General features: G+C 45.4%; 25 protein-coding genes. 7 read left to right on the forward strand and 18 right to left on the reverse strand.

Annotation, left to right across the window (positions count from 1 at the left end; all coding sequences use genetic code 11):
* Positions 1–38 precede the first annotated feature (38 nt).
* Entirely contained in the window at positions 39–695 is a 657-nt protein-coding gene (locus L5M29_RS08275; RefSeq protein WP_263167259.1) for a glutathione S-transferase, read from the reverse strand.
* A 144-nt stretch (positions 696–839) separates the two neighbouring features.
* Between L5M29_RS08275 and L5M29_RS08280 the strand changes: the two genes are divergently transcribed.
* The 3 genes from L5M29_RS08280 (at position 840) to L5M29_RS08290 (ending at position 2,872) form a co-directional block, all read left to right on the forward strand.
* Entirely contained in the window at positions 840–1,013 is a 174-nt protein-coding gene (locus L5M29_RS08280; protein WP_198573292.1) for a hypothetical protein, read from the forward strand.
* A 47-nt stretch (positions 1,014–1,060) separates the two neighbouring features.
* On the forward strand, positions 1,061–2,065 hold the full coding sequence (locus L5M29_RS08285) for a rhodanese-related sulfurtransferase (protein ID WP_263167262.1): 1,005 nt from the start codon (positions 1,061–1,063) through the stop codon (positions 2,063–2,065).
* Between the two features lie 339 nt (positions 2,066–2,404).
* Entirely contained in the window at positions 2,405–2,872 is a 468-nt protein-coding gene (locus tag L5M29_RS08290; RefSeq protein ID WP_263167265.1) for a hypothetical protein, read from the forward strand.
* A 181-nt stretch (positions 2,873–3,053) separates the two neighbouring features.
* Here L5M29_RS08290 and L5M29_RS08295 read toward each other — a convergent pair whose 3' ends face one another.
* The 11 genes from L5M29_RS08295 to L5M29_RS08345 form a co-directional block, all read right to left on the reverse strand.
* Positions 3,054–3,269: a DUF2897 family protein gene (locus tag L5M29_RS08295; RefSeq protein ID WP_263167268.1), complete on the reverse strand. Its 216-nt coding sequence runs from the start codon at positions 3,267–3,269 to the stop codon at positions 3,054–3,056.
* Positions 3,270–3,314: 45 nt separating this feature from the next.
* Positions 3,315–4,052 (reverse strand): 8-amino-3,8-dideoxy-manno-octulosonate cytidylyltransferase KdsB, encoded by a 738-nt coding sequence (gene kdsB, locus L5M29_RS08300; protein ID WP_012197229.1) that lies wholly within the window; start codon positions 4,050–4,052, stop codon positions 3,315–3,317.
* Positions 4,053–4,149: 97 nt separating this feature from the next.
* Positions 4,150–5,220 carry a 3-deoxy-alpha-D-manno-octulosonate 8-oxidase KdnB gene (gene kdnB, locus L5M29_RS08305; RefSeq protein WP_263167271.1) on the reverse strand — a complete coding sequence of 357 codons (1,071 nt, stop codon included), beginning with the start codon at positions 5,218–5,220 and terminating at the stop codon, positions 4,150–4,152.
* Between the two features lie 20 nt (positions 5,221–5,240).
* On the reverse strand, positions 5,241–6,431 hold the full coding sequence (gene kdnA, locus L5M29_RS08310; RefSeq protein ID WP_263167274.1) for an 8-amino-3,8-dideoxy-alpha-D-manno-octulosonate transaminase KdnA: 1,191 nt from the start codon (positions 6,429–6,431) through the stop codon (positions 5,241–5,243).
* 193 nt (positions 6,432–6,624) lie between these two features.
* The gene (can, locus tag L5M29_RS08315) at positions 6,625–7,242 is read right to left on the reverse strand and encodes a carbonate dehydratase (RefSeq protein ID WP_028760064.1); all 618 of its coding nucleotides are present in this window, start codon (positions 7,240–7,242) and stop codon (positions 6,625–6,627) included.
* Between the two features lie 288 nt (positions 7,243–7,530).
* Complete coding sequence (locus L5M29_RS08320; protein WP_028760063.1) at positions 7,531–7,968, reverse strand: phosphate ABC transporter substrate-binding protein; 438 nt, start codon at positions 7,966–7,968, stop codon at positions 7,531–7,533.
* A gap of 10 nt (positions 7,969–7,978) precedes the next feature.
* Positions 7,979–9,157: a porin gene (locus L5M29_RS08325; RefSeq protein WP_263167275.1), complete on the reverse strand. Its 1,179-nt coding sequence runs from the start codon at positions 9,155–9,157 to the stop codon at positions 7,979–7,981.
* A gap of 325 nt (positions 9,158–9,482) precedes the next feature.
* Positions 9,483–10,313 carry an alpha/beta fold hydrolase gene (locus tag L5M29_RS08330; RefSeq protein ID WP_263167276.1) on the reverse strand — a complete coding sequence of 277 codons (831 nt, stop codon included), beginning with the start codon at positions 10,311–10,313 and terminating at the stop codon, positions 9,483–9,485.
* Between the two features lie 111 nt (positions 10,314–10,424).
* Entirely contained in the window at positions 10,425–11,138 is a 714-nt protein-coding gene (locus L5M29_RS08335; protein ID WP_263167278.1) for a M15 family metallopeptidase, read from the reverse strand.
* On the reverse strand, positions 11,132–12,271 hold the full coding sequence (dapE, locus tag L5M29_RS08340) for a succinyl-diaminopimelate desuccinylase (protein ID WP_263167408.1): 1,140 nt from the start codon (positions 12,269–12,271) through the stop codon (positions 11,132–11,134). The genes L5M29_RS08335 and dapE overlap by 7 nt, the downstream gene beginning before the upstream one ends.
* Positions 12,271–12,615, reverse strand: coding sequence for an ArsC family reductase (locus tag L5M29_RS08345; RefSeq protein WP_105252601.1), 345 nt, complete (start codon positions 12,613–12,615; stop codon positions 12,271–12,273). Before L5M29_RS08345 ends, dapE begins: the two co-directional genes overlap by 1 nt.
* A 269-nt stretch (positions 12,616–12,884) precedes the next feature.
* On the opposite strand from L5M29_RS08345, the gene L5M29_RS08350 reads away from it, so the two are divergent.
* Complete coding sequence (locus L5M29_RS08350; RefSeq protein WP_219251548.1) at positions 12,885–14,255, forward strand: MFS transporter; 1,371 nt, start codon at positions 12,885–12,887, stop codon at positions 14,253–14,255.
* A gap of 221 nt (positions 14,256–14,476) precedes the next feature.
* Here L5M29_RS08350 and crr read toward each other — a convergent pair whose 3' ends face one another.
* From crr to L5M29_RS08375, 5 genes are all read right to left on the reverse strand, one after another.
* Positions 14,477–14,986: a PTS glucose transporter subunit IIA gene (crr, locus tag L5M29_RS08355; RefSeq protein WP_006081821.1), complete on the reverse strand. Its 510-nt coding sequence runs from the start codon at positions 14,984–14,986 to the stop codon at positions 14,477–14,479.
* A 71-nt stretch (positions 14,987–15,057) separates the two neighbouring features.
* A complete protein-coding gene (gene ptsP, locus L5M29_RS08360; protein WP_198573285.1) occupies positions 15,058–16,761 on the reverse strand; it encodes a phosphoenolpyruvate--protein phosphotransferase in 1,704 nt (567 codons plus the stop codon).
* Between the two features lie 163 nt (positions 16,762–16,924).
* Positions 16,925–17,182, reverse strand: coding sequence for an HPr family phosphocarrier protein (locus L5M29_RS08365; protein ID WP_028760055.1), 258 nt, complete (start codon positions 17,180–17,182; stop codon positions 16,925–16,927).
* A 28-nt stretch (positions 17,183–17,210) separates the two neighbouring features.
* Positions 17,211–17,606, reverse strand: a complete 396-nt coding sequence (locus tag L5M29_RS08370) for an ACT domain-containing protein (protein WP_028760054.1) — start codon at positions 17,604–17,606, stop codon at positions 17,211–17,213.
* Between the two features lie 208 nt (positions 17,607–17,814).
* Positions 17,815–19,452, reverse strand: coding sequence for a methyl-accepting chemotaxis protein (locus L5M29_RS08375; RefSeq protein ID WP_028760053.1), 1,638 nt, complete (start codon positions 19,450–19,452; stop codon positions 17,815–17,817).
* Positions 19,453–19,809: 357 nt separating this feature from the next.
* Between L5M29_RS08375 and L5M29_RS08380 the strand changes: the two genes are divergently transcribed.
* Both L5M29_RS08380 and L5M29_RS08385 read left to right on the forward strand, forming a co-directional pair.
* Positions 19,810–20,538 carry a DUF3334 family protein gene (locus L5M29_RS08380; RefSeq protein ID WP_263167282.1) on the forward strand — a complete coding sequence of 243 codons (729 nt, stop codon included), beginning with the start codon at positions 19,810–19,812 and terminating at the stop codon, positions 20,536–20,538.
* A gap of 104 nt (positions 20,539–20,642) precedes the next feature.
* Positions 20,643–21,698 (forward strand): LacI family DNA-binding transcriptional regulator, encoded by a 1,056-nt coding sequence (locus L5M29_RS08385; protein ID WP_263167283.1) that lies wholly within the window; start codon positions 20,643–20,645, stop codon positions 21,696–21,698.
* 136 nt (positions 21,699–21,834) lie between these two features.
* On the opposite strand, the gene L5M29_RS08390 is transcribed toward L5M29_RS08385, so the two are convergent.
* Entirely contained in the window at positions 21,835–22,461 is a 627-nt protein-coding gene (locus tag L5M29_RS08390) for a PolC-type DNA polymerase III (RefSeq protein WP_263167285.1), read from the reverse strand.
* Positions 22,462–22,680: 219 nt separating this feature from the next.
* On the opposite strand from L5M29_RS08390, the gene L5M29_RS08395 reads away from it, so the two are divergent.
* Positions 22,681–23,838, forward strand: coding sequence for a cupin domain-containing protein (locus L5M29_RS08395; protein ID WP_263167286.1), 1,158 nt, complete (start codon positions 22,681–22,683; stop codon positions 23,836–23,838).
* Positions 23,839–23,984 lie beyond the last annotated feature (146 nt).

Consider the following 23,984-nt stretch of genomic DNA (forward strand, 5'->3'; position numbering starts at 1 on the left):
ATAACATAAAATAAAAATAATCTTTAAATCTTATTGGCTTACACGTCTCCTAACAAGCAAGTTGGAGAATGGCTAGCGTCCCAGATCACATATTTTTCCATCGCACGAATAAATATTTCACTCGAAATAAGTCGATTTAGCCAAGCGGCGACTCGCGGAAAATCATCACTAAGTGCACGTTTAAGATCCACTGCGGCGAACTGGCGTACAAAAGGTACGATTGCGTAGTCGGCAAGGCGAGGTGTATCGGCGACTAAAAAGGGGTGTTGCCCTAAGCATGTTTCAAGTTGCAGGAGGAAATGACTCGCCTGCTGATAATAATAAGCTTGCGTTTGCTCAGGGTAACGGTCGGCATATTTATAGCGGTCAAGCCATGGTTTAAATTGCTGATCATTTTTCGCGATAAGCTGTGCCATTTTATCTTCAATAGCAGGATTTTGCTGGCACAATAGATCTAAGGGATCTGCTTGCGTGAGTGCCCAGCGCATGATCTCAAGACTTTCGGCAATCACCTCGCCGTTTGCTAGCACTAATACCGGCACAGTACCCTTAGGTGAGGCAGCTAGCATTTGTGGTGGTTTGGCTTTAAGGGTGATTTCACGGACTTCAACATTGCATTGGGCTAACAAGAGTCCCAAACGTGCTCGCATAGCATAGGGGCAACGGCGGAAGGTGTATAAGACGACTAGCGTCATTCGGATTTCCTCTACTGTGCGGCGCCATGCGTGGAAGTTGATGCGACTAAAGCTGACGTCAGCATGTTTATGCATGCTTATTGACGACGCGAGTATGCTAATGCGAATGTTGCGTGCCAATCATGCAATGTTCAAAGGGCGCAGATGGTAACGCTTTCATACTGGGATTTCTGCTTAATTTGCCATCATAGAATGATTTTTCTCACCACTGTGCGTAAAGAATTAAAGACCCTGTATTTTATCTGTGTTTATCTTGCTGTGACTCAGGTAGAATTCCGCGCTATTTTTGGGATCTGCAGCAAGGCTGCAGATGATTGATTTGTTTATGCACTGGAAATTAAGTTCCAGCCAGCAAAGAGGGTGTTATGGCTAAAGTTGTCGTATGTGCGTTATATAAATTCGTGTCGTTACCGCATTTTGAATCTATCCGAGCGCCATTGCTTGCTATGATGGAACAGGCCGAGATCAAAGGCACTCTGCTCCTCGCAAGTGAAGGGATCAATGGCACAGTTGCTGGCACTCAAGAAGCTATTGAAGCGTTATTAGTGTGGCTCAACAGCCAAAATGGCCTAGACAATATCGTTCACAAGCTGTCATTTGACGATGAAATGCCGTTCTACCGCACTAAAGTCAAACTGAAAAACGAAATCGTCACTATGGGCGTTGAAGGTATTGACCCACTTAAAGTGGTTGGCACCTATGTGAAGCCTAAAGATTGGAATGCGCTGATTTCTGATCCGGACGTGATTTTAGTCGACACCCGTAACGACTATGAAGTGCAAATCGGCACTTTCAAAAATGCTATTAATCCTGTGACTGAAACCTTCAGAGAATTCCCTGAATATGTGAAGCAGAATCTTGATCCTGCTAAACATAAGAAGGTCGCCATGTTCTGTACTGGCGGTATTCGCTGTGAGAAATCAACTGCTTATTTAAAAGAGCAAGGCTTTGACGAGGTGTATCATCTCGAAGGTGGTATTCTTAAATATCTCGAAGAAGTCAAAGCGGAAGAAAGCCTGTGGGAAGGCGAGTGCTTCGTATTCGATAACCGCGTTGCAGTGAACCATGACTTGAAGAAAGGCCAATACGATCAATGTAATGCTTGCCGTATGCCAATCACCGAAGCTGAAAAACAGAGTCCTGCCTATGTGCAAGGTGTCAGTTGCCCACATTGTATCGATAAAATTTCTGACGAGCAGCGTAAACGTTTCGTTGAGCGTGAACGTCAAGTGAATTTGGCTAAGGCCCGTAATGAAGCGCATATCGGTAGCGATGTGAATCAAGTGATTGAAGCGCGCCGTGAGAAAAAAGAAGCGCAGCGTCGACTCGCCGCCGAGAAAAATAACGCGAAAAAATCGCAAGCGCTTTAACTTTATATGTCATTAGATGAGTAGTGAGTTAGTCATGAGTTTGCACTGAGCTTGCTTCTCACTCAGGCAGTTTTCACATGGCTCTCACAGTGAATATGGCTTGCACTCTGGCCCGACTCGTTCGGGCCATTTTTTTATATAGATTTTAGTTTTAGCGTGAATGTGCTTTTAGGCCATTATTTAACTTATTATTTATCATAGCGCTATGCAGAAAACCTTAAATTTATGATAACTTTCAGTCGCTAGTATTAAAAACGTTAGTATTAACAACGCTAGCATTTCAAAAAAGTCGAGTGCTATATACGAAGGGAGCGATTCAGTGCAAGGTAGGCAAAGCGCATGAGCATTTGGAAAGAACTATACGATATTTTCGATAAGGAACGCAGTCGCTGGCAGCAATCGAGCGCCAGTAAGCAGGCGATTGCCTTCGAGTTAAAAGCCAATTTGGGTTTTCTGGCCGATGCCTTAAGCAGCGGTTTGTCGCAAAGTGCGATCGCCAGCGGTTTAGAATGCAGTATTTTTGAGGCAAAACTGAAAGAGGGCGCAGCACTCACTGCGTTAAATCACCGTAAAGTGACACTGATATTTATTGGTGAATTTGCCGAGTTTAATAAATATGTCGGTAAAGAGAACGACGCTTTAGTCGAGAATGCTTACGCTAGAATCAAATCACTGCAGAAGTTAGTCGCGGCAGAGCCCGATAAAAATTATGATCTTAAGATTAAATCCCTGTTTCGCTTTTTAGTCTTTTTAGTGGCGCACCTTGAGGAGCAGCCATTGAGTCGCACATCAGCGAAAAAAGCCTAAGGCTGATGAGTGGCATTGGCTAGCTTGTTATTTGAGAGACAAAAAAGGCGCCTGTGGCGCCTTTTCTATGTTTGCGAACGTCATTGCTCAGTGTTTATAGCACAGTCTTTAAAAGGCGTGTTCAAGAGCCATCTTTAGACCACGCTTTAAAAGCCGCCATTGGTTTTAGTGCTTAGGTGGCTCAATCAGCTTTATTGGCTTCTGACTCTGTAGAACTTGGCTTATTTGAAGCCGTTTCTGCGTCATTCTCAGCTGTCGAAGGCTTGATCTGCTTATCTTTACTATGTTGGCCGAACTGTGGCAATTTGAACTTAGCACTGTATTTCAACGCGGCAAGATTGCTGGCGATGACACCGACGATCAAAATAATAATGATCCAGACTTCTAAGGTCGACATACTCAGCTCCTGTTTCGAATTGACTCGCGCACACCTAACGGGCGATTAATCAACCGCTAAGCGTTGCTCACATTTACGAATGTCTTCTGGCGTATCCACTTCAATAGAATCAAAGGCGCTAATGGCGATTTTGATCTTATGGCCGTACTCTAATGCACGTAATTGCTCGAGTTTTTCCAGATCTTCTAGACGACCTAATGGTAGGGCGGCGAAGGCCTGTACGAATTTGCGTGTATAAGCATACACACCTAAGTGCTTATAAACGGGGTAATCTTGAGTATCGCGGCCAAAAGGAATACGTGAACGAGAGAAATACAAGGCGTAGTTGTTGTTATCGAACACCATCTTCACATGCATAGGATCGTCAAGCTCGGCTTTATTGACGATTTCAAAGCCTAAGGTGGCCATTTCAAACTCACCAGGGTGACGCTCGAAGAGGCTGATGACTTGCTCGATAGAGGTTGGGTCAATAAGAGGTTGATCACCCTGTAGGTTGATCACTAAGTCGTCATCTTTCAGGCCCAGTTGGTTTATTGCATCATTGATACGATCTGTACCCGAGGCTGCATCTGGGCTGGTCATGACCACTTTGCCGCCAAAACCTTCAACGGCCGCTTTAATGCGGTCATCATCGGTAGCGACATAAATATTGGTGAGGCCTTTGGCTAACGACGCGCGTTCATACACGTGTTGGATCATTGGCTTGCCGTTAATCGGGGCTAAGGGTTTGCCCGGGAAGCGGCTTGAACCGTAACGAGCCGGGATTAACAGAGTCACATTCATCAAATTATCCTACTTTTATCAAAGATATACAGTGTAGATATACAATGCATATAGACAAAAGGGCTCACAATTGAGCCCTTTTAACATGTGTTAGAGCTTAGATACGACGGAACAGCGTAGTCAACATTTCATCTGTGACTTTCTCTTCCCAACCCGCGCCGTAAACGTTAGCCCATAGTGGACCCATGCTCTTAGTCACGGCAACCATTTTTGCTATGGTTTCGTCTGGCAGATCTTTACAGATGTTCTTCGGCAGCGTGATGTTATGTTTCTTCATCATCAGACGGAACTCTTCAACACCTTCTGGATAGAATTCTTCTAACACATCAAAGGCGATACAGTTGCCGATACCGTGGTGGTAACCCAGGATATAGGACAGACCGTAAGAAACCGCATGACAGGCACCCACTTGGCTATAAGCTATGCTCATTCCGCCCATGAAAGACGCCATCATTAGCTTGTCGTCTTTTTCTACGTGGTCGTCTAAGTACACTTGGCGACATAAATCCATGGCTTTTTCAGCGTAGGATTTAGAGAACTCGTTTAAGAAGGTACCTTGTAAAGATTCAACACAGTGGATATAGCAATCCATACCTGTATAGAACCATTGGTCCGTTTCTACGCCTTCGATTAACTCAGAATCCATGATGATTTGATCGAATACTGTGTAATCTGAGTTCAGGCCTAGCTTACGTACTGGACCACATAATACGGCGGTGCGTGACGCTTCTGCACCAGTACCAGAAATCGTTGGGATACCAATGTGGTGTACCGCTGGGTTCTTGATTAAGTCCCAACCTTGATACATAGCAGAGCCACCTGGGTTTGTCAGCATCAGCGATACTGCTTTAGCTACGTCCATGGTTGAACCGCCACCTAAACCGACGACGCTCACTGGCAGTTTGCTATTGAAAGCTTGAACTTGTTCAGTCAGGGCATCGATTTGAATTGTGCTTGGCTCTTCATCAACGTTAACCCAAATTATCATGTCTTGTGCTTTAGCTGGAATGCGGCCCTCAAGGGCTTTGCCTTGATGCACGTCATCGACTAAAAACACCACGAAGTCGTCGGCGGTTTTACGTTCAGCAGCTAACACTTCATCCAACTGGACGAATGAGCCACGGCCGAAGATCATTTTTTCAACTACTTTAAAATTCTTAAAACTCATTGCAACAAACTCCCGTAGAATTATTGGGCAAATGCTTTCTTGATGTTTTCGATACGCTCAGCGATCTGAGCATCGGTCCAAGACAACTTGATGAGCATAGAAATGGTGCGGCTCATAATGGCATCGGATTTAGGCACAGAAACTTGAGTATAGTCAGGTCTGTCGGCGATTAATGTGATTGGCAACGCAGCAGATGCCTTAAGCTCCTGAATGTGTTTCCAGTTTTTCAAATAATGCCAGTTGTTTACATACCAGTAGAAGCAGCCATCGACGCCGTTTTCAGCCAGTTTTTTGCTGATTTCAATAGTACGCGCTTCGGTTGGCAACATAAAGGTTAAGAAGCCAGCCGAGTCGCCTTCTGGATCGGGGATCAGGCGGAAGGTCACATCTGGGATAGCAGCGGCCATCGCATCTTTAATGGTCTTTTTGTTTTTACGTTGGATATCGATAATGGTATCGAGTTTACGTAATTGCGCTAAACCTAAGGCGGCGTTCATTTCCGAAATACGGAAGTTCAAGCCAATGATAGGGTGTGACTCAGCGCCGCGGTCTTTACCAATGTGGTCATGGCCGTGATCGGAGAACATATGCGCGTTGTTGTAGATTTCTGTGTTGTTAGTGATCACAGCGCCACCTTCACCACAGGTGATGGTTTTGACTGAATCGAATGAGTAACAACCCACATCACCAATAGTACCTAGTGCTTGGCCCTTGTAGCTGCCACCAATGGCTTGGCAAGCATCTTCTAAAATCAGTAAGTTATGTTTTTTACAGACGGCTTTGATCTCGTCCATCTTCGCCATAGAACCGCACATGTGCACTAAGTTGATGGCTTTAGTGCGTGGGGTAATCGCGGCTTCGATACCTTCTGGAGATAAACACAATGTCTCATCGATTTCGGCAAAAATCGGAATAGCGCCTGCCATAAAAATCGCTTCAACTGAGGCTACAAAGGTAAAAGGTGGCACGATAACTTCATCGCCAGCACCAATGCCTGCAGCCATCATGGCCGTTTGCAGCGCAGCAGTACCGCTTGATAAAAGATGAGCATGCTTCACGTTCATCTTCTCGCAAAGTAGTTGCTCCATATCGCGCGTCTTCCAGCGATCATTACGCATATGGTCGAAGTTGTAACGGAAGGTAAAACCGTTTTCCATAACGTCAGCGACTTCCTGCTTCTCTTCAGGACCAAATAATTCAAAACCGGGCATGGAAGGTATCTCCTTAGAATTTGTGGCGCATAGGTCGCCTGCAATTAACTGGCGGATTATAACTGGCGTAATAGACCCTTGCGATGTTTTATTGCTGAAAATTGTCATGGAAAAAGAAAAACCTGCACAGTGGCAGGTTTTATCTGAGCATAGATGACACTCAGCTAAGGGTTGAAAGCCTATATTCAGGCTGTTAGCGTGGATTGGCTAAACCATGTTCACGGTCAACCGTGACATCTAAATCTGTCAGTAAACCGTTATCAATGCCGTAAATCCAGCCGTGTACCGCCACTTCTTGGCCGCGATCCCAAGCTTCTTGCACTATGGTTGAACTGGTCACATTAGCAACCTGCTCAATCACGTTTAGCTCGCACAGGCGATCAAAACGTTTGGCTTCGTCCATCTGTTGTAATTCTTCTTGATAAATACGATAGATATCACGTAAATGCCCGAGCCAGTTATCGATGAGTCCTAAGCGTTGCTGACCCATGGCCGCGCGCACACCACCGCAGCCGTAGTGACCCACCACCATAATATGCTTCACCTTGAGCACATCGACGGCGTATTGCAGTACAGATAAGCAGTTAAGATCGGTATGGATCACCATGTTGGCGATATTACGGTGAACAAAGACTTCACCGGGCATAAGATCAATGATTTGGTTTGAGGGTACGCGACTATCTGAGCAGCCAATCCACAGGTATTCAGGATGTTGCTGTTTCGCTAATTGTTCAAAAAAATCAGGATTTTCTTGGCGTATACGTCCGGCCCAGCGGCGGTTATTGTCGAATAAAGGTTTGAGTAGTTTCATTTTAACCTATTGTTTTATTGACATATAAAATGTCTTCTCATGCTCTAATTCATGCAAGCAGCACATTTTTAGCAAGAGTATACCAGCAAATTTGGATCTGCTGGTCTATCCAATTAAGGTTTGAATCAGGATATTGAAAAATCGAGATTATTTTTTCTTAAAATGGATAAGCCCTCTCTGAGGGTTCAAGCACCATTTGATAGTGTGTTTGTTGTTTATATCGCGCTAATGCTGAGTGGAAACCTTGTCCGCCACAGGTTAAGGCGGACAAGGATGATGCCGTATGGGTTAGAACTTACTGATCACTTTCACACTGTCGTTTACTTCGCTGACGTCAACAAATCCGATCATATTGGGATTGGCGGCAATCAATGCGAGCATTTCAGCGCTGGAGTCGACGACTTTGGGCGGTTGACCTTGGCCTGAAAAGACAAGTTTTGACCAATAGGCTTTTAACTGACTCTCGGTTTTATTAAGGATCTGTTTAACAAAGGCATCACGTGCGGGCGTGCCTTCAGGTTGATCGAGTGCGACGACAGTGCCACCACTGGGGAAAGACTTGAGTTTGCCTAAATAGATCCGTGAAATATCCGCAGCGCTAATTTCTGACGTATTAGAAGGGTGCACCACGACGGCAATTTCGGCTTGAACACAGGCACTGCCAAGTAGAAGCGCACTGGCGACTAAGGTTTTTATCATCAACCGAGAACTTATTAATAGTTTCATGCTTAACTCCTTAAAAAACTAAGTCTATTGCCATACTCAGCAACTGTTCATCGGAGGACGGTTTGTCGTTACTGTAGTTGGTGTACTCTAGTTTCAGTGCGGCAGAAGGATGGAAATCCCAGCGGGTGCCTATGATGTAGTAGGCGCTGTCTTCCTGTTGTGCTTCAAGCGCCGCTTGTGTACCAAAAACAAGCGGTGCGAGTGCAGCTTGGTTTGCCGGTGGCAGACCATTGTAAACAGGTAACATAGCGTCATAGGCATCGTATTGGGGCTCACCTTTATCAATACCGTAGGTTAAGTGGAAGGTGAAATCGTGATAGCGGACCCCGCCGGAAACAAAGGCTGAATCTTGAATATTAAAGCTACTGGGATCGACATCAATTCGTGTGTATTCGGCCAAAATAAACCATTTTTCAGCATCATATTTAACGTTAGCGCCAATGAGTAGCGCGCTGTCATTAATCGGTAAAAGATCATCAACCACTTGCTGAGTAAAGAGTCCGGTTTGAGAAATTGCATTGCCTAAGCCAAGCAATGCGGGTAATTCGTAGGAGAAATCGGTGACTATGCCAATATTTAAACCGTACTCAAACCCTGAGGTTACAAAGTTAAAGTTCATTATGTGGCCCTCGGCGGAGAAGGGCGCAGGAGGCGTTGATGAACCGGTAGGCGAGTAGTCAGAAACTGAAGTGGTAATGTATTTATAGGTCAAACCTACTTCGGTATCGCCCCATAAATCGGCATAAACTAAGCCTACACCTTCACCTGAATTAAATGGCAGTGAATAAACTCCGCGGGGCGGAGTGATCCAATGATAGGCATAGCCTACATCAATATAATCGGAGTATTTATAGAGATTAAAACGTTGGCGACCTGCCATAAGCATAAGTTTGTCGCTGATGTCATAGGAGATATAAGCCCATTCGAATTCAGCGCTATAATCGTTACTGCCTCTGGATAGCACTTGTGCAGTAGCTCTTAAGCCACTACCAAGATCGGCGGTAAATTGTAAGGCAACTTTGGAATCATTATTAAAATCGAGTTCTTTATCGTAACCATAATAGCTTTTATCGTCACTTAGACTTGAGCCCGCGACAATAGAGGCAAATCCATTTATTTGAACATCGGCATAAAGAGACGGTATATAAAGTGTGCTGAATACGCAGAGGGCAACTGTACTTTTTCTCATGGCAGAATACCTTGTTGAGGGAATACAGTATAAAGGTAGTTGATAATTAGTAGATTTCACCTTTGTGCAACATTTTTTAAGCCGCTTGGAACAAAAACAAGGTCTTTACTTGTTAATAGAGGTTTCACAGGTGAGTTTAATGAAACGAGGCGTGCTCAATAACAGACTTTAATAAAGTAAAGCCTAATGTATTTATCCATAAAATAGGAATTAAGTATGGGTGAGCAATATTGATATAAGCACATCTTAGTAACATGTGCTAAGTAGAAATACTCATCTTCAAGATGCGAGTTTTCGCACCTTGAAGCGTAGATTTAGCGATTGATTAATAATGTTTAGCCAGAAAATCGGCTAAATGTTGGTTAATAAATTCAGCGTGTTCGAGAGTTGATATGTGTCCTGCCGCAGGAATATGCACAAGTTGGCTGCCGTCAATGGCATCACTCATCAGGTAACTTTCCAATACGCTGCGGGCCTTATCTTCCACGCCAGCCATGATGAGGCAGGGTAGCGTCAATTGCTCGGCGTATTCCATGGTATCGCGACGACCAAAAATCATTCGTCCAAGTTTAACTATCGTGGGGATTTGCTCCGCTGTGATACTGGCAAGTGACTGTTCAAAGTCCGTAACCAGTTCGGGCGTGTTATTCTCGGCATCATTGGCGAAGAATAAAGGTGAAATTGCACTGATCAGCGGCGCAGGGATCGCCTTAGCGGCGGTAATTATATCCAGCATGCCATCATATTTCGCACGGGTGACTTCGGGTTCGAAGCCGATAAAACTGTTGAGCATAACGAGGGTTTTAACTCTTGTTGGTGCTTTCAGTACCAATTCTGCGCCCCACATAGCACCGACAGATTGTCCGACAACACTAAAGTGAGTTATCTCAAGAGCATCCATTAGCTCAAGCATTTGATCGGCAATATCGAGTAGCGTTTTGCAGTTATTGGGCAGTAAATCTGACTGACCATGGCCCCAAAGTTCAGGCACTATGCAGCGATACTGGGCGCTTAAGGTGGCAATTTGAGGCGCCCACATAGCGCTATCCCATAAATAACTGTGCCCAAACAACAATACAGGGCCTGAGCCGACATCAAGGTAACTTAATTTTCGATCGGCAATAACAAGCTGCTGACGGTGTGAAGAAAAATCCATAAAACCTACTTTATCAAATATATCATTGTGTTAAACCGCATTTTGGCGCCCATTTGACGATATAGCGCTATGCTTAACCAGTGTTGACTGATCTTTGCGAGTATTTCGTGATTAGGGCTGAGCGATACGCAGCACGTATTCATCTATTAGATTGTCTAATCGGGCGAGTACTGCATCTTTTAGCAACATATCACTGTTTTCTAACAGGATTGCCAGTTCGGCACGATCGAATTGTGGCAACAATAACTGTGCTACAGGGAAATAGCTGATGTGCCAAGGCTCAGGACTTACCGCACTTTGTCCCAGCTGAAACGGGAAGTAAAAGCCAAAATCATGGGCATTTTCTACCAGCCAAGCATGTAATTTAGCGCAGGGACCGCCCTGAACATATTCAGCTTCAACAAGGCGCAGGGCTTTAACATCAATTTGAGCCGCATCGAACACATCGAGATCGGTACCCCAATGGTGGCGTGAAGCGCCAGGCAACGCCGACCAGAGCAAAATCAAGTCAACTATGGCATCGTCACTTAAGCCCTGAATATTGACTGGTAACTCATTGGCATCCAATACCGCGCGTTTACCGCTAGCCTTGGCATTCCAAATTGCCAGTTGCCGTTCAAAGGGACGATGAGCCGAGCAAATCGCGAGTTTTATGCCCGCATCTTCAGCTTTTTCCGCCATAGACTTAAAGGCGATAGCTGTGTTCTCCTCTAACCCAAAGCTATGATAACCAAGGTGATACGGGCTTAAATAATCCACCAATTCAGGGGAGCTTAAGCCGTAAAGCTTTGCGGTTTCGGGACGGATCTTCAGATGTGCTAACACAGTAATTGTTCCAAAATGACTTCATAACACAGGGCTAACTGCTCAAGGTCGTCCACTTTAACGCATTCATTCACTTTATGAATGGTGGCGTTGATAGGGCCAAGCTCTAACACTTTGGCGCCCGTTGGCGCGATAAAGCGACCGTCTGATGTTCCGCCTGTGGTTTGTGGATCTGTCTCATAGCCTGTGACTTGGCGGATCGCGATACGGGTTGCATCTAATAACGGGCCATCACCGGTTAAAAATGGTAGGCCATTGAAAATCCAGCTGATATCGTAATCTAGCTCATAGGCTTTCAATAGAGTTTCAACTCGCTCAATCAAGATTTCGGCGGTCACTTCGGTGGAGTAACGGAAGTTAAACATCACTTCCAGTGCACCAGGGATCACATTCGATGCGCCCGTGCCGCCATTAATATTGGCGATTTGGAAGCTGGTGGGGGGGAAAAACTCATTGCCATTATCCCAGTGCATCTGACTTAGCTCGGCTAAGAAAGGTGCGGCTTTGTGGATTGGATTATCGGCAAGGTGTGGATAGGCCACGTGGCCTTGAATGCCTTTCACGGTTAAGTTGCCAGTTAAGCTGCCGCGGCGACCATTTTTGACCACATCGCCCAGCTTTAGGGTTGATGAGGGTTCGCCGACTAATGCCCAGGTGATCTTCTCGTTGCGCGCTTCTAAGGTATCAATGACTCGCGTCGTGCCGTTGATGAATGGACCTTCTTCATCGCTGGTGATCAAAAAGGCGATAGAGCCACGATGATTGGGGTGTTTAGCCACAAAGCGTTCGGTGGCAATCACCATAGCAGCGAGTGAGCCTTTCATGTCCGCTGCGCCGCGGCCATATAAGTAGCCATCAATGATGGTGGGCACAAAAGGTGGCGTGTGCCAACGGCTCACATCACCCGTTGGCACAACGTCTGTGTGACCCGCAAAACAAAAAACGGGACCTTCACTGCCACGGCGAGCCCACATATTGGTGGTGTCTTCAAATACCATAGGTTCGATATTAAAGCCGATGGCGCTGAGTCTTTCAGCCATTAAGGTTTGGCAGCCTTCATCAAGCGGTGTCACCGAAGGGCGGGCGATCAGCGCTTTTGTCAGTTCTGTAACGGGATAATTGTCGGCAAGCATCATACTGAGAATACTCTTTTATAGGCGGCTTCATCAAAACCAATCAGCACTTGTTCACCGACGACTAAGACGGGGCGTTTGATCAGTGTCGGTTGCGTCAGCATAAGTTGAATGGCTTTGGTTTGATCGATATCGGTTTTATCTGCGTCACTGAGCGCACGAAAGCTCGTGCTGCGCTTATTGAATACGGTTTCCCAGCCTGAGGTGTTACACCAGAATTCGAGGTCTTCTTGACGTAGGCCGTCATCTCTAAAATCATGGAAATGAACTGGAAGTTGATGATTTTCAATCCATTTACGTGCTTTACGCACTGTATCGCAATTCTTAATACCGTAGAGGGTCAAAATGATGCTCCAGTGTGGATGGACGCTTGGCTTGCAAGCATTGATTTTGCTGGCATTGTGGCATTGTGCGTCGCATGTCACAAGTGGGATGTGTGGCTGATATCTGGTGATTAATAAAACGTTAATTTTCTAGAGATAATAATCGCTGGTGACTTGCTTTGGTTTAACTTTTTAACACTTGTTTAACTTAAGTGCCTTGTATATATTGTTTTTTCATTAAAATCAGTTTGATTTAAGCATTGAGGTCAATGCGCTTTTAAAGGATTAAGATGCACAGCGATGTTTCATTGCAGCGATTTAAGCAATTTCCGCGCTTGATGTGGATATTTTTGTTTGGGTCTTTTATCACCCGTGGCAGTTATTACATGGTGTGGCCATTCTTAGCCGTTATTTTATATGAGAAATTTGCGCTAAGTGCCACAGAGGTCGGCATGGTCTTGTCCAGCGCCGCGATTATTTCGGTATTTACGAGCTTTGTTGGTAGCTCATTGTCCGACAGAATCGGTCGTCATAAGCTGATGTACCTGACGGGCATCCTCTATATCATCTCGTTTTCGTTATTGGCTGAAGCAAATTCTGTCGAGGGGTATGTGGTCGTGATGACCCTGTGCTCTATGGCCACTTCACTGTGGCGACCGCTGACATCCGCCGCTATTGGCGACATTATTGCCGATCCTAAGACACGCGAATTGGCGATGCAGTCGCTGTATTTTATCGTCAACGTTGGCTGCGCCGTTGGCCCTATGTTGGGGGTATGGCTTGGTCTTACGGGCAAGCAATCCAGTTTCTACCTTACTGCAGTGGCCTTTGCCGTATTGTTGGCCTTGTTATATTGGGGATTTAACCATCAAACCCGTCAGGAACCTGCTATGGCGGCTGGCGCCTTATCGAGTGACAATTTAAGTGGCGATACGAGTGGCAGTGAAAGTGACTTTGTAAATGACATGACAAGTGATGGTGTTAATCGTGGTGTGAATAGCTTATCGACTGATGTAGAGGCAAGCACGAAAAAAGCGGCAGTCGTGAGCCGTAAGCAAATTATCGCCATTCTATTGCAAGATAAATTGCTGCAATGTTTAATTTTTGCCAATATTTTGTGTATGTTCATTTATGCCCAAATGGACAGTTCGTTGATCCAATATCTTACTCGCGCTGGTGCGCCTGATTTGCTGACGTTAATTTCTGGCATGATTTTCACCAATGCTATGGTGATTATCTCCACCCAATTTTTGCTATTGAAACTCATGGCCCGTTTTCCGCTCGTCAAACGGATTCAAATCGGATTGCTATTACTGATCGGCTCACAAATCTGGCTGGCATTTAATCCGCTGGATCTATTTTGGGGCTGGATAGGTGCGATTGTGGTGATGAGCGTCGCCGAGACTATTTTGTTCCCCACTATGAATGTGCATATCGACCGCTTAGCCCCTGATCATCTTCGCGGCGCCTACTTTGGGGCTGCTTCATTCTATGACTTAGGATTTGCGCTCGCGCCCCTTGGAGGTGGCATCATATTGGATCATTTTGGCGGTCAGTGGCTGTTTTTGACAGGCGCTTTACTCTCGGTATTGGTGATTTATCTGTACAGTATTTTAGATAAATTGCCGCGCCCCGATTTTGCCATGTTTAAAGCAGATTAATGTACTAGATCCATGTAGCCGTTATTCGCAGGGAACGTGATGCTTAGCGTGAGAATGGTCGAAATAGATTCTCTCAAGCCTGTGTATCGGTGCAGTTTGGCGAATTCAAATACCGTGTATAGGCTTGGTTTTCAAAAACTTAAAAGGCTGGCTCATGATGGTGAGTCAGCCTTTTATTATTCAGAAAACAATCGATAAACGATTGATTCGAAATGGTTAAATTAGAGCTGTACCGTAAAGATCACGTCTTTGCCTGCGGTGACACTGCCTTGGGCTTTGTCGAGGTATTTGACATCTTCCATGTTTGCCAAAACGACAGGAGTGAGTAGGCTGTCGACTTGATCTTTAAGGTAATCAATATCGAATGACAGGATCGGATCGCCGACTTTCACTTCTTGACCTTCCTGGGCCAAACGTTTAAACCCTTTGCCTCTCAGCTCGACTGTACCTACACCAAAGTGAACAAATAGCTCTAAACCTTGGGGAGACTCAATACTGAACGCATGATTTGTCTCAAAAATTTTACCTATAGTGCCGTCGATAGGCGCCAGAATTAATTCGCCTTTGGGGGCGATAGCGATGCCATCACCGACAATCTTTTCAGCAAAAACCACGTCGGGGACTTTTTCAATGGCGACGATATCCCCGGAAACGGGGGCATATACCATGATACCGCCAGCTAATTGAGTCTGGCCCGATACCAAGCGCCTTATTCGGCTTAAAAATCCCATAATCTAGAGCCTCTTTTGCTTGTTTTTGTCATTGTTTTTGTTCTGTAATGCAGCATAACGAATAAATGTCTCTATTTATAGCTTGTTATACACTGCTGTAAGCTTGCAATTCTATCTTGTTGTAATGCTGTGTGCGCTAATGCCGAAAATTGTGTGATGCTGCCTTGGCAAATGGCCGCTTTCACTTCTAAGAGTGAGCTTAAGTTAACACTGAGTTCGTCCAACCCCATGCCGATTAACAGTGGCGCAATTTGTGGTGAACTGGCGAGTTCACCGCACAGAGAAACTTTAACATTAGCGGCCTTAGCTTGGGTTATTGTCATGTTAATTAAGGCTAAAATGGCAGGCGAAAGGGACGGATAGTCACGGGTAAGCTGCGGGTTTGTCCTATCGGCTGCCATTGCATATTGGGTCAAATCGTTGGTGCCAATGCTGACAAAATCGAGTCTTGGCAGCATAGCGTTGAGGTTGAATACCGCAGCAGGGGTTTCGACAACGATACCGTAGCTAAGTTCGCCATAGCCTTTCTCTTCTTCTTCCAAGGCATCTTGGCACTGGGCAATAAGTGCAAACACTTCGTCCAATTCTTCGACTTGATTGACCATAGGGAACATCAAACGGATCGGGCCATGGTTGGCGGCACGCAAAATTGCCCTCAATTGGGTTTTAAATAATTCTGGGTGCGCCAAGGTGTAGCGAATGCCGCGAAGACCCAAGGCAGGATTATCTTCAATTTCTTGGCATAAACAGGGGAGTTCTTTGTCTGCACCTATATCTAAGGTGCGGATGGTAAAGGTTTTACCGCCTAGAGCGTGCAATGCATCACAATATAAGCTGTATTGGGCTTTTTCATCGGGCAGGGTGGCGACGTTCATCAACATAAATTCGGTGCGAAACAAACCTATTCCATCGGCGCCGACATCGCTGACATGGGTGATGTCGTTGAGATTACCCACGTTTGCCATGAGTCCCACAGTATGACCGTCTTGGGTTTGCGCTGGGACATCCTTGTAAGTTTGAAGTGCTGCGCGTCTTGCTTGTTCATGGTGAAAGGTGACTGTGAGTCTTGCCTGTTGGTCTGGATTGGGATTGACACAAAGTTCACCCGCGAGCGCATCGAGCACTAAGGGCGTACCGTTGGGAATAGAGTCTGCGTCGAACTGACAACTTAAGATGGCTGGAATGCCGGCTGCTCTGGCTAAAATGGCCGTATGGCTCGTTAAACCGCCCGTTTTCAGTACAATACCGCAGAGGTTTTCCCGCGGCAGTAAGGCAAATTCGGCGGGGGTCAAATCCTGCGCTAATAAGATAGTGGGTCTATCGAGTTTTTCGAGCCCTTGAGCTAAATGGCCGTTTATCGCCGCGACGACTCTTTGGCCTAAACAGCGCACATCTTGGGCTCTATTGGCTAAATAGGGATCATCTAAGGATTGTAACTCATTGGCCTGATGGGCAAAAATACGTTCAACCGCCACACTTGCCGACAATTGTAAGGTGCGAATAGCATCGTTCACTTGCTCGATTAATTCATCGTCTTCTAATAACAATAAGTCGGCTTCGATCAACTGATAATTTTCGGAGTCGCTGTCGAGTGCAGCTTGGCTGTGGGTCAGTTGTGCCTGTAGTTCTTGCAAGGCTTTGGCAAATTTACCCTGTTGTTGAGGGATTTTAGACAGGGGAATAGGGCGATAATCGAGGTGGTGTTCGGTGTGGTGCAGGTGAAGAGCCTGTCCAAAGGCAATTCCCGATGACACTATAATCCCCGTTATTGACATATCCCTTCCTAAATTAACCACTGAACTGAGTGTCCGTTAGCGATAGCGAGTCTAGTTGAGTGACGCTAAGCTTGTAAAGCATTAGTATGTCAAGACGGTCGAGACGAGTTTTTTGCGTGTCGGCTAAACCTGCAGATAAATGCACTTTAGCGTAAGAAAAGGCCTAGCTTAGAGTTATGAGCAGCTCAGAGACTTTCTCAACCGCGGCCTGTGCCTGTTCACCTTCGGCAAACACTCTTACCGTGACGCCAGAATATAAGCCTAAGGTTTGTAGCTTAAACAGACTCTTAGCACTGGCTTGCTTACCATTACATTCGACCATGACATCACAGTCAAAGGTTTTGGCTTCTTTAACCAGTAAGGCTGCTGGGCGGGTATGAATGCCATGTTTGGCGGTAATGGTGACTGTTTTTTCGTACATAGTAGATGAGCTCATATTTAAAGGGGTATTACACTTCGTCTTTCGATTCTATGATGTGATAGCCTTGTTTTTTCAAGGCGGCGATGGCACTTTTGAGGCGATTATTTTTTACTAAAATGTAATCGGTATCAAAGGTCGAAATCGCAAAAATACTGATTTGTTCGTCCGCTAAGGTGCCAGACACTTTAGATAAAATGCCTGTCATCGAAAATCCCAGTGGCCCGAGTACTTCAAAGCAACACCAGCCCGGTTCTTGCTCTAGGCTGTCGAGTTCCATTTCACTGGAAACGACTAAAGATAAACCTTCTTGGGTCTTACCAATGAAATACATGTCCTGTGCAAAAACCTCACTGGGCAATACGGCATTCGGGCTAAAGCTATGAATTGTGTACTGTTCAGGGTGAACGGCTAAGGTCATTCGCATGGCAGTGTCTCGGTTGGATTTTTAAGGCTAAAGCATACCGCATATCAAACGTTAGCGTGACAGAGAATCTGTGGTTAATGGGATTTTGTCGTTGAAATTTATTATTGGTGAGATAGCGGTTAACAAGCGTTACCAGAAGGTTTACCCAAAGAAAAGGGCGCCCTATGGCGCCCCAATCGACAAGTCATGCCGTTCTCATACACTTTAGTTAGATTTTAAACTGGCCTAAGGTGCGGGACATGTCTTGGCTAATGTCTTGCAGTGACTGAGCTGCATGGCTATTACTTTCGTTAGCTTTTACTGAGACTTCGGTTAATTCCGAAATATTACAAATATTTCGATTAATTTCTTCGGTTACCAGTGATTGCTCTTCGGTGGCGCTGGCTAATTGTGTGTTCATGTCACTGATATGGGCAATCAATTGCAGAATCGCCGCCATGGCTTTACCCGCTTCGTGGGCTTGGGCCTGTAGCTCATCGGATTGCAGTTGAGTTTGATTGTTGCTCTTCATCACTGAGCCAACACCGGATTGGATCTCGCTAATGATTTTTTGGATCTCATTGGTCGAGTCTTGGGTGCGAGTAGCAAGGGCGCGGACTTCATCGGCAACTACGGCAAAACCACGGCCGTGGGTCCCTGCTCGAGCAGCTTCAATGGCGGCATTGAGGGCGAGCAAGTTGGTCTGCTCGGCAATGCTGCGGATCACATCGAGAATGCTACCGATTTGCTGTGAGGCGACGCCCAGCTTTTGGGTGATGACTTCAGAAGCTTTTAATTCTGCCACCAGTTTTTCTGTATTGCTGACTGTGTTGTCGATCACGACTTGGCTTTGCTGCGCTTGTTCTTTTACGCTGTTCGCCGCATCGGCCGCTTGCTGGGTGTTGCTCGCCATTTCATGGGTGGTCGACAGCATTTGATTGACGGCTGTGGCGACGCTGCCTGTTTCTCTGTGGATATGTTCAGCACTCTGATTGGACTCTTCAACTGCAATCAAAAGCTGTTTTGCATCTTTATCTAATGCTTGGCCTAAAGGTTGTAAATGGCCGACCATGTCGCCAATTTTTTGGGCGAACATGTTGAAGGCGCGGGCGAGATGGGCAATCTCATCTTTACCTTGAGCATTAATGCGCTGACTTAAGTCGCCTTCGCCTTGGGCAATATCTTCAAGGGCATCAATAGCATCATTTAATGGTGAGGTGATGGAATGGTTAAGCACAAGGAAGAAGGCAAAAATCGGCACTGAAATCAAAAACATGATAATCAGATAGTCGATAATGACTGACTTTAAGCTCGCTTTGACATCGCTAAGATAGGCGCCTGTGATGACTGTCCAGCCCCATTGCGGGTAGTAACGGGCTTCAGCAAGCTTGTCTTCTATCGCACGGGTCATAGGATCGGCGATCGGGTATTCGAGGGTTGTTTTCGATTTAGCACGCGCTAATGGCAGCATAGTGGCTAAGGGATTTGTGCCATTAGGTAACTTGAAGGTTAATGCTGAGGTGCCAATAAGATTTGCGCTATCCCCGTGGGCGAGGATTTGATTATTATCATCAATAACAATGAAGTAGCCTGAACCTGAATAGCGAGTTTGATTGATTAAATCCGCGGCGATTTGTTTAGCTTCTGCTTCGCTAAACTTACCTTTGAGCGCATCCTGACGGTGCACATCTATCACGCTTAACATGCTGGCGAGCTGACCATCTATCTGCAACCATTTCTGTTCAATTAAATTACTGTACTGCTCTTTAATTGAAAAACTGGCAAAACACACAGTCCCTATCGCGGCCATAAGGAGCATCATCATTAAGCGTTGCAAAATGGTAAACCGGCGCAAAAACGTGATCATTTGGATTCCTTAAGGACTTATTATTGTGCATCAATATACCTGCGAATCAATCTCAATTGAATCGTCTGTGACATAAATTAAGTAAAAGCCGTTATAAAATATGAGTTTCTTTGATCTAAAGCAGGGAATAGTGATAGGGAACTTTAATCTGTTGCATTATGGGGCATGTTCTTATTAAGTTAGGCCGTTTTATAAGTCGCTTTATGTTGAAGGTTTTATCTGATCTATTAAATATCAATAAGTTAGCATTATGTTAATTTTGCCATCTTGCTATATTAGGCTAATCAATTGTTTTAATTTTGATTTTTTACGCTTTTACGCGCAAGATTAATTCATTATTCAGTTTGAGAATCGATTATGACCACAAATACTATCGTAACGTCGGATGATATTTTACTGAAGTTATGCCACTCAGTCGCCCACGTCCTTTCTAGCACCAGTGCCAGCAATGTTACCCATGCGGGTATGGTACAAAGTATTGCGCGTACTCGTCTTAAACCTGATCTCGGTTGTTTCTCGATTTTCGACGGTGGTTTTTCAGGCCTAGTGGTGATCAACTTTTCAGCTTCGGCGGCGATTGAAATCTACCGTCGCTACATGCTGAACATGGGCATGCCTGAGTCTGAGCTCGCGTTTTCACATACGTCAGATGAAGTGAGTAATGTGATGGGCGAACTGATGAACCAAATTCTAGGGGATTTTATTAATAAAATTTCTAAAGAATTACAAACATCCATCAGCCAAAGCCAACCAAAAATGTTGACGATTAATAAAGAGTTAACCATATCAATCGACGCTAACTTAGACGATGCGGTTGTCCGTAGAGTGTCGTTTAGGACTGAAAATAACCATATTTTTTACCTCGAGTTTGCCATGGACAAAACCGAATTCATTCGCTTAGATGAATTTGTCTACGATGAAGAATTCGATCCCGATAGTCTGTTAGAGCAGCACAGTTCAATTGGGGGAAATAACGACTCAAATTCGAATGTTTCGCCTTGGGTTAAGATGGCCGATAAACCCGCCATTGCGACTCGTGCCATTGATAATGAAGCCGATGATTTGCTCGATCAGCTCGGCATTTAAGCAGAGTCTCTAATGTAAGACGGATGTTAACGCATTCGTCTATACAAGTGGGTGGAACTGTTTTAGTATCGACGCAAAATAATAACTAAGGTTAAATCCTCTTTATGGCATCGAAAGCGACCTCGATTGATATTGCTTATCGTGCTGGCGTATCCCAGTCAACGGTTTCCCGTGCCCTTAGAAACAGCCCGTTAGTCAATTTAGAAACTCGCCAACGTATTCAAACTATTGCCAAAGAGCTGAATTATAAGGTCGATAAAAATGCCAGTAATCTTCGCACCCAAAATAGCCATACCTTAGCGCTGTTATTGTGTGAAGACCCCACCAACGATGACTCGTTAATCAATCCTTTTTTCCTGTCTATGCTTGGCTCCATTACCCGAGCAACGGCGCAGCAAGGTTATGATTTATTGGTTTCTTTTCAGCAATTGTCCAGCGACTGGCACGCCGATTATGAAGACAGTAATAAAGCTGACGGCATTATTCTGCTTGGTTACGGTGACTACATGGACTACGAGCAAAAGCTGGAGCGATTGCTCGCGCAGAATACTCACTTTGTGATCTGGGGTGCTGAGCATAACAATAAGTCAGTACTTTCCATTGGTTGTGATAATCATCAAGGTGGCTTGATTGCCACAGAGCACTTGATTTCCCTTGGTCGTAAAGCTTTTGCCTTTTTAGGCGATGCCTCGAGCCACAGCCCCGAGTTTAGGGACAGATATTTAGGCCATGTGAAAGCGCTGCAAACGGCGAATATTCCCGTTGATCGCACTAAGCAAGTGTCGGCAATTAGCACTGAAAGTGCTGGTTACGATGCAGCTATGGCATTGATGGCCAAAGGCGCACAGTTTGATGCTATTTTTGCTGCTAGCGATCTGATTGCCATTGGTGCTATTCGTGCGTTGAAAGAGAAGGGGATTTCAGTCCCAGAACAAGTTGCAGTGGTGGGATATGATGATATTCCTGTGGCGAGTTTTGCCAATCCGCCATTAACGACCATTAAGCAGAACACTCAATTAGCCGGTGAAATTTTAGTCGACAGTGTACTCAAACTTATCCGCGGACAAGAGGTGAGTGCGCAGCTTATTCCGACGACCTTAGTTGTTCGCAGCTCCTGCGGCATTGATAGCGCGCCGCTTAAGCCGTTATCGCTAGCATAATGTTTTTGTCGGCAACCGATTTAATCGTTAATTTTACCTGTTGAAACTAAGCTGTTGAAACTAAGCTGATGGAACAAAGCCGATAATCCTAGGATATATCGGCTTTTTACTATCATTTAGCGGCGTTGTTTTTAGATCACTTGCCTGCGTATTGACGCAAAAATTTTGGTACGTCTGCTTTGGTTTTCTTAGCGATTTTTTGCAGTAACTCGAAGGTGGGGGCATTGACGCCGAACTCTTGCTGAAGGTCTGCCAGCATTGCCAGCCACAAATGGCCAGTCATTTCGGCATCGGCTAAGGCGCGGTGAAAGGTGCCATCGCTTGGTAACTGTTTATAGTGCACTAAAGTACCTAACTGATGATTCGGTGCCGCTTGATATAACCGTCTTGCCACTAGCAAGGAGCAACCAAATTGTCCTCGATAGCGATGGCGAATTTGGGCAAATTCCGCGTCTAAAAAGCGCTGATCAAATGCCGCATTGTGGGCGACTAAGTTATGATCGGCGATAAAGTCGGCAAAACGCGCCATCACTTCATTGCAGGGCGCTGCATCCCTGAGCATTTGATTGCTGATCCCTGTGTAGTCCTCAATAAAACGACTTATTCTAAATCCTGGGTTCATCAACTCTGAAAATCTTTGGGTGATCACGCCGTTTTCAATCAGCACAGCTCCGATTTCAATCGCGCGGTCCCCTTGATTAGGCGATAGCCCTGTGGTTTCAAAGTCGAGCACGACCAAAGTGTTAGCTGCAGATGTAGGCATAGATCTTATGTGGACTCTATAAATAATGTGTCAGCATTGCCTTCTTTGACAGCGCAATGCTTTTAGATAAGCCGATTGTAATTCAATACGTTAGTAAATTCACTATCACATTGACGCTGATAAAAGACTTAATGCTTTGTTGATCCGGTCGAGCTTTCTTGGTTTCGCTTCCTGTTAGCATTTACCTCTATGAATAACAGTTTGGTTTGTGAGCGACCCATGCAACTCGATATTAATGGCTTAACGCCCGCGCAATTTTTAGCAGAATATTGGCAGAAAAAACCTTTGGTTATCCGCCAAGGATTCAAACATTTTCAAGATTTAATCTCGCCCGAAGAGTTAGCCGGCTTAGCCATGGATGAGCTGGTGGAATCTCGGCGAGTGTACCAACAGGCTGGGCAATGGCAGGCTGAATTTGGCCCTTTTGATTCCTACGATCATCTCGGTGAACGGGATTGGACTTTGATCGTGCAAGCCTTGAACAACTGGGTGCCCGATGCAGAAGCCCTGATCCAATGTTTTGATTTTATTCCGCGATGGCGTTTAGATGATGTGATGGTGAGTTTTGCCACACCTGGCGGTGGCGTGGGGCCGCATATCGATCTGTATGATGTGTTTATTTGCCAAGGTTCGGGACGTCGCCGCTGGCGCGTAGGCGATCTGGGACCGCACAAAGAGTTTGCCGCGCATCCTGCTTTGCTGCACACAGAAGCCTTTGAACCGATTATCGATACTGAGTTGTTGCCCGGCGACATCCTTTATATTCCCCCTGGATTCCCCCATGACGGCATAACCTTAGAACAGTCTTTAAGTTTTTCAGTAGGTTATCGTACAGCTTCCGCCAAAGATATGGTAAGTGCTTTGGCCGATCATCTGTCTGAGCAAGATTTAGGCACACAGCAGATTGAAGATCCAGACCGCGAGCAGACAACGCGCAGTGGTTGTGTTGATAATCGTGATTTAGCGCGGTTACGTACGCAACTGACTAATATGTTAACCGATGAACTGGTGAGCGAGTTTTCGGGTCGCTATTTAACTCAGTCAAAATGCGCCTTAGATTTACCCGATGAGCCATTGGACATCACTCAAGACGAAGTGCTGGCTTGGTTTGATGAGCAGCCGCTTATTCGCCTCGGCGGACTGCGCTGTTTGTATTTTGATATTCATGTGGCACAGGGCGTTGTCTATATTAATGGTGATAAGTATCAACTTTCAGCCGAATTGGCTGCAGTGATCCCACTACTATGTGATAGCAATCAGTTGGATAAAGCTGCCTTAGCGCCTTGGTTAGCCCATGCTGACTTACTCACGCAGCTTACCGAGTGGGTGAATCTAGGCTACTGGTACTTTGAAGATCTCAGCGATGAAGAGTGTTAAGGCGGAATGAGACAAAGCTTGGTATATGTTAATACCGTTTTAGCGTTAACGCCCGACGGGCTTAGCGCTATATGTTTTTTAGATCTAGATGGGTTTTAGTGCTATATGGAGTTTAGAGTTAGTTTAGAGTTAGGTGGGGTCTGTAA

Source organism: Shewanella sp. SM95 (assembly GCF_025653595.1).
In the GTDB taxonomy this organism is placed as follows: Bacteria; Pseudomonadota; Gammaproteobacteria; order Enterobacterales; family Shewanellaceae; genus Shewanella; species Shewanella oncorhynchi.

What these genes read in the sequence shown, in the direction of transcription:
- L5M29_RS08275 (WP_263167259.1), bottom strand. Translation starts at nt 695, where the DNA reads ATGACGCTAGTCGTCTTATACACCTTCCGCCGTTGCCCCTATGCTATG.
- L5M29_RS08280 (WP_198573292.1), top strand. Translation starts at nt 840, where the DNA reads ATGGTAACGCTTTCATACTGGGATTTCTGCTTAATTTGCCATCATAGA.
- L5M29_RS08285 (WP_263167262.1), top strand. Translation starts at nt 1,061, where the DNA reads ATGGCTAAAGTTGTCGTATGTGCGTTATATAAATTCGTGTCGTTACCG.
- L5M29_RS08290 (WP_263167265.1), top strand. Translation starts at nt 2,405, where the DNA reads ATGAGCATTTGGAAAGAACTATACGATATTTTCGATAAGGAACGCAGT.
- L5M29_RS08295 (WP_263167268.1), bottom strand. Translation starts at nt 3,269, where the DNA reads ATGTCGACCTTAGAAGTCTGGATCATTATTATTTTGATCGTCGGTGTC.
- kdsB (WP_012197229.1), bottom strand. Translation starts at nt 4,052, where the DNA reads ATGAATGTGACTCTGTTAATCCCGGCTCGTTACGGTTCAAGCCGCTTC.
- kdnB (WP_263167271.1), bottom strand. Translation starts at nt 5,220, where the DNA reads ATGAGTTTTAAGAATTTTAAAGTAGTTGAAAAAATGATCTTCGGCCGT.
- kdnA (WP_263167274.1), bottom strand. Translation starts at nt 6,431, where the DNA reads ATGCCCGGTTTTGAATTATTTGGTCCTGAAGAGAAGCAGGAAGTCGCT.
- can (WP_028760064.1), bottom strand. Translation starts at nt 7,242, where the DNA reads ATGAAACTACTCAAACCTTTATTCGACAATAACCGCCGCTGGGCCGGA.
- L5M29_RS08320 (WP_028760063.1), bottom strand. Translation starts at nt 7,968, where the DNA reads ATGAAACTATTAATAAGTTCTCGGTTGATGATAAAAACCTTAGTCGCC.
- L5M29_RS08325 (WP_263167275.1), bottom strand. Translation starts at nt 9,157, where the DNA reads ATGAGAAAAAGTACAGTTGCCCTCTGCGTATTCAGCACACTTTATATA.
- L5M29_RS08330 (WP_263167276.1), bottom strand. Translation starts at nt 10,313, where the DNA reads ATGGATTTTTCTTCACACCGTCAGCAGCTTGTTATTGCCGATCGAAAA.
- dapE (WP_263167408.1), bottom strand. Translation starts at nt 12,271, where the DNA reads ATGCTTGCCGACAATTATCCCGTTACAGAACTGACAAAAGCGCTGATC.
- L5M29_RS08350 (WP_219251548.1), top strand. Translation starts at nt 12,885, where the DNA reads ATGCACAGCGATGTTTCATTGCAGCGATTTAAGCAATTTCCGCGCTTG.
- crr (WP_006081821.1), bottom strand. Translation starts at nt 14,986, where the DNA reads ATGGGATTTTTAAGCCGAATAAGGCGCTTGGTATCGGGCCAGACTCAA.
- ptsP (WP_198573285.1), bottom strand. Translation starts at nt 16,761, where the DNA reads ATGTCAATAACGGGGATTATAGTGTCATCGGGAATTGCCTTTGGACAG.
- L5M29_RS08365 (WP_028760055.1), bottom strand. Translation starts at nt 17,182, where the DNA reads ATGTACGAAAAAACAGTCACCATTACCGCCAAACATGGCATTCATACC.
- L5M29_RS08370 (WP_028760054.1), bottom strand. Translation starts at nt 17,606, where the DNA reads ATGCGAATGACCTTAGCCGTTCACCCTGAACAGTACACAATTCATAGC.
- L5M29_RS08375 (WP_028760053.1), bottom strand. Translation starts at nt 19,452, where the DNA reads ATGATCACGTTTTTGCGCCGGTTTACCATTTTGCAACGCTTAATGATG.
- L5M29_RS08380 (WP_263167282.1), top strand. Translation starts at nt 19,810, where the DNA reads ATGACCACAAATACTATCGTAACGTCGGATGATATTTTACTGAAGTTA.
- L5M29_RS08385 (WP_263167283.1), top strand. Translation starts at nt 20,643, where the DNA reads ATGGCATCGAAAGCGACCTCGATTGATATTGCTTATCGTGCTGGCGTA.
- L5M29_RS08390 (WP_263167285.1), bottom strand. Translation starts at nt 22,461, where the DNA reads ATGCCTACATCTGCAGCTAACACTTTGGTCGTGCTCGACTTTGAAACC.
- L5M29_RS08395 (WP_263167286.1), top strand. Translation starts at nt 22,681, where the DNA reads ATGCAACTCGATATTAATGGCTTAACGCCCGCGCAATTTTTAGCAGAA.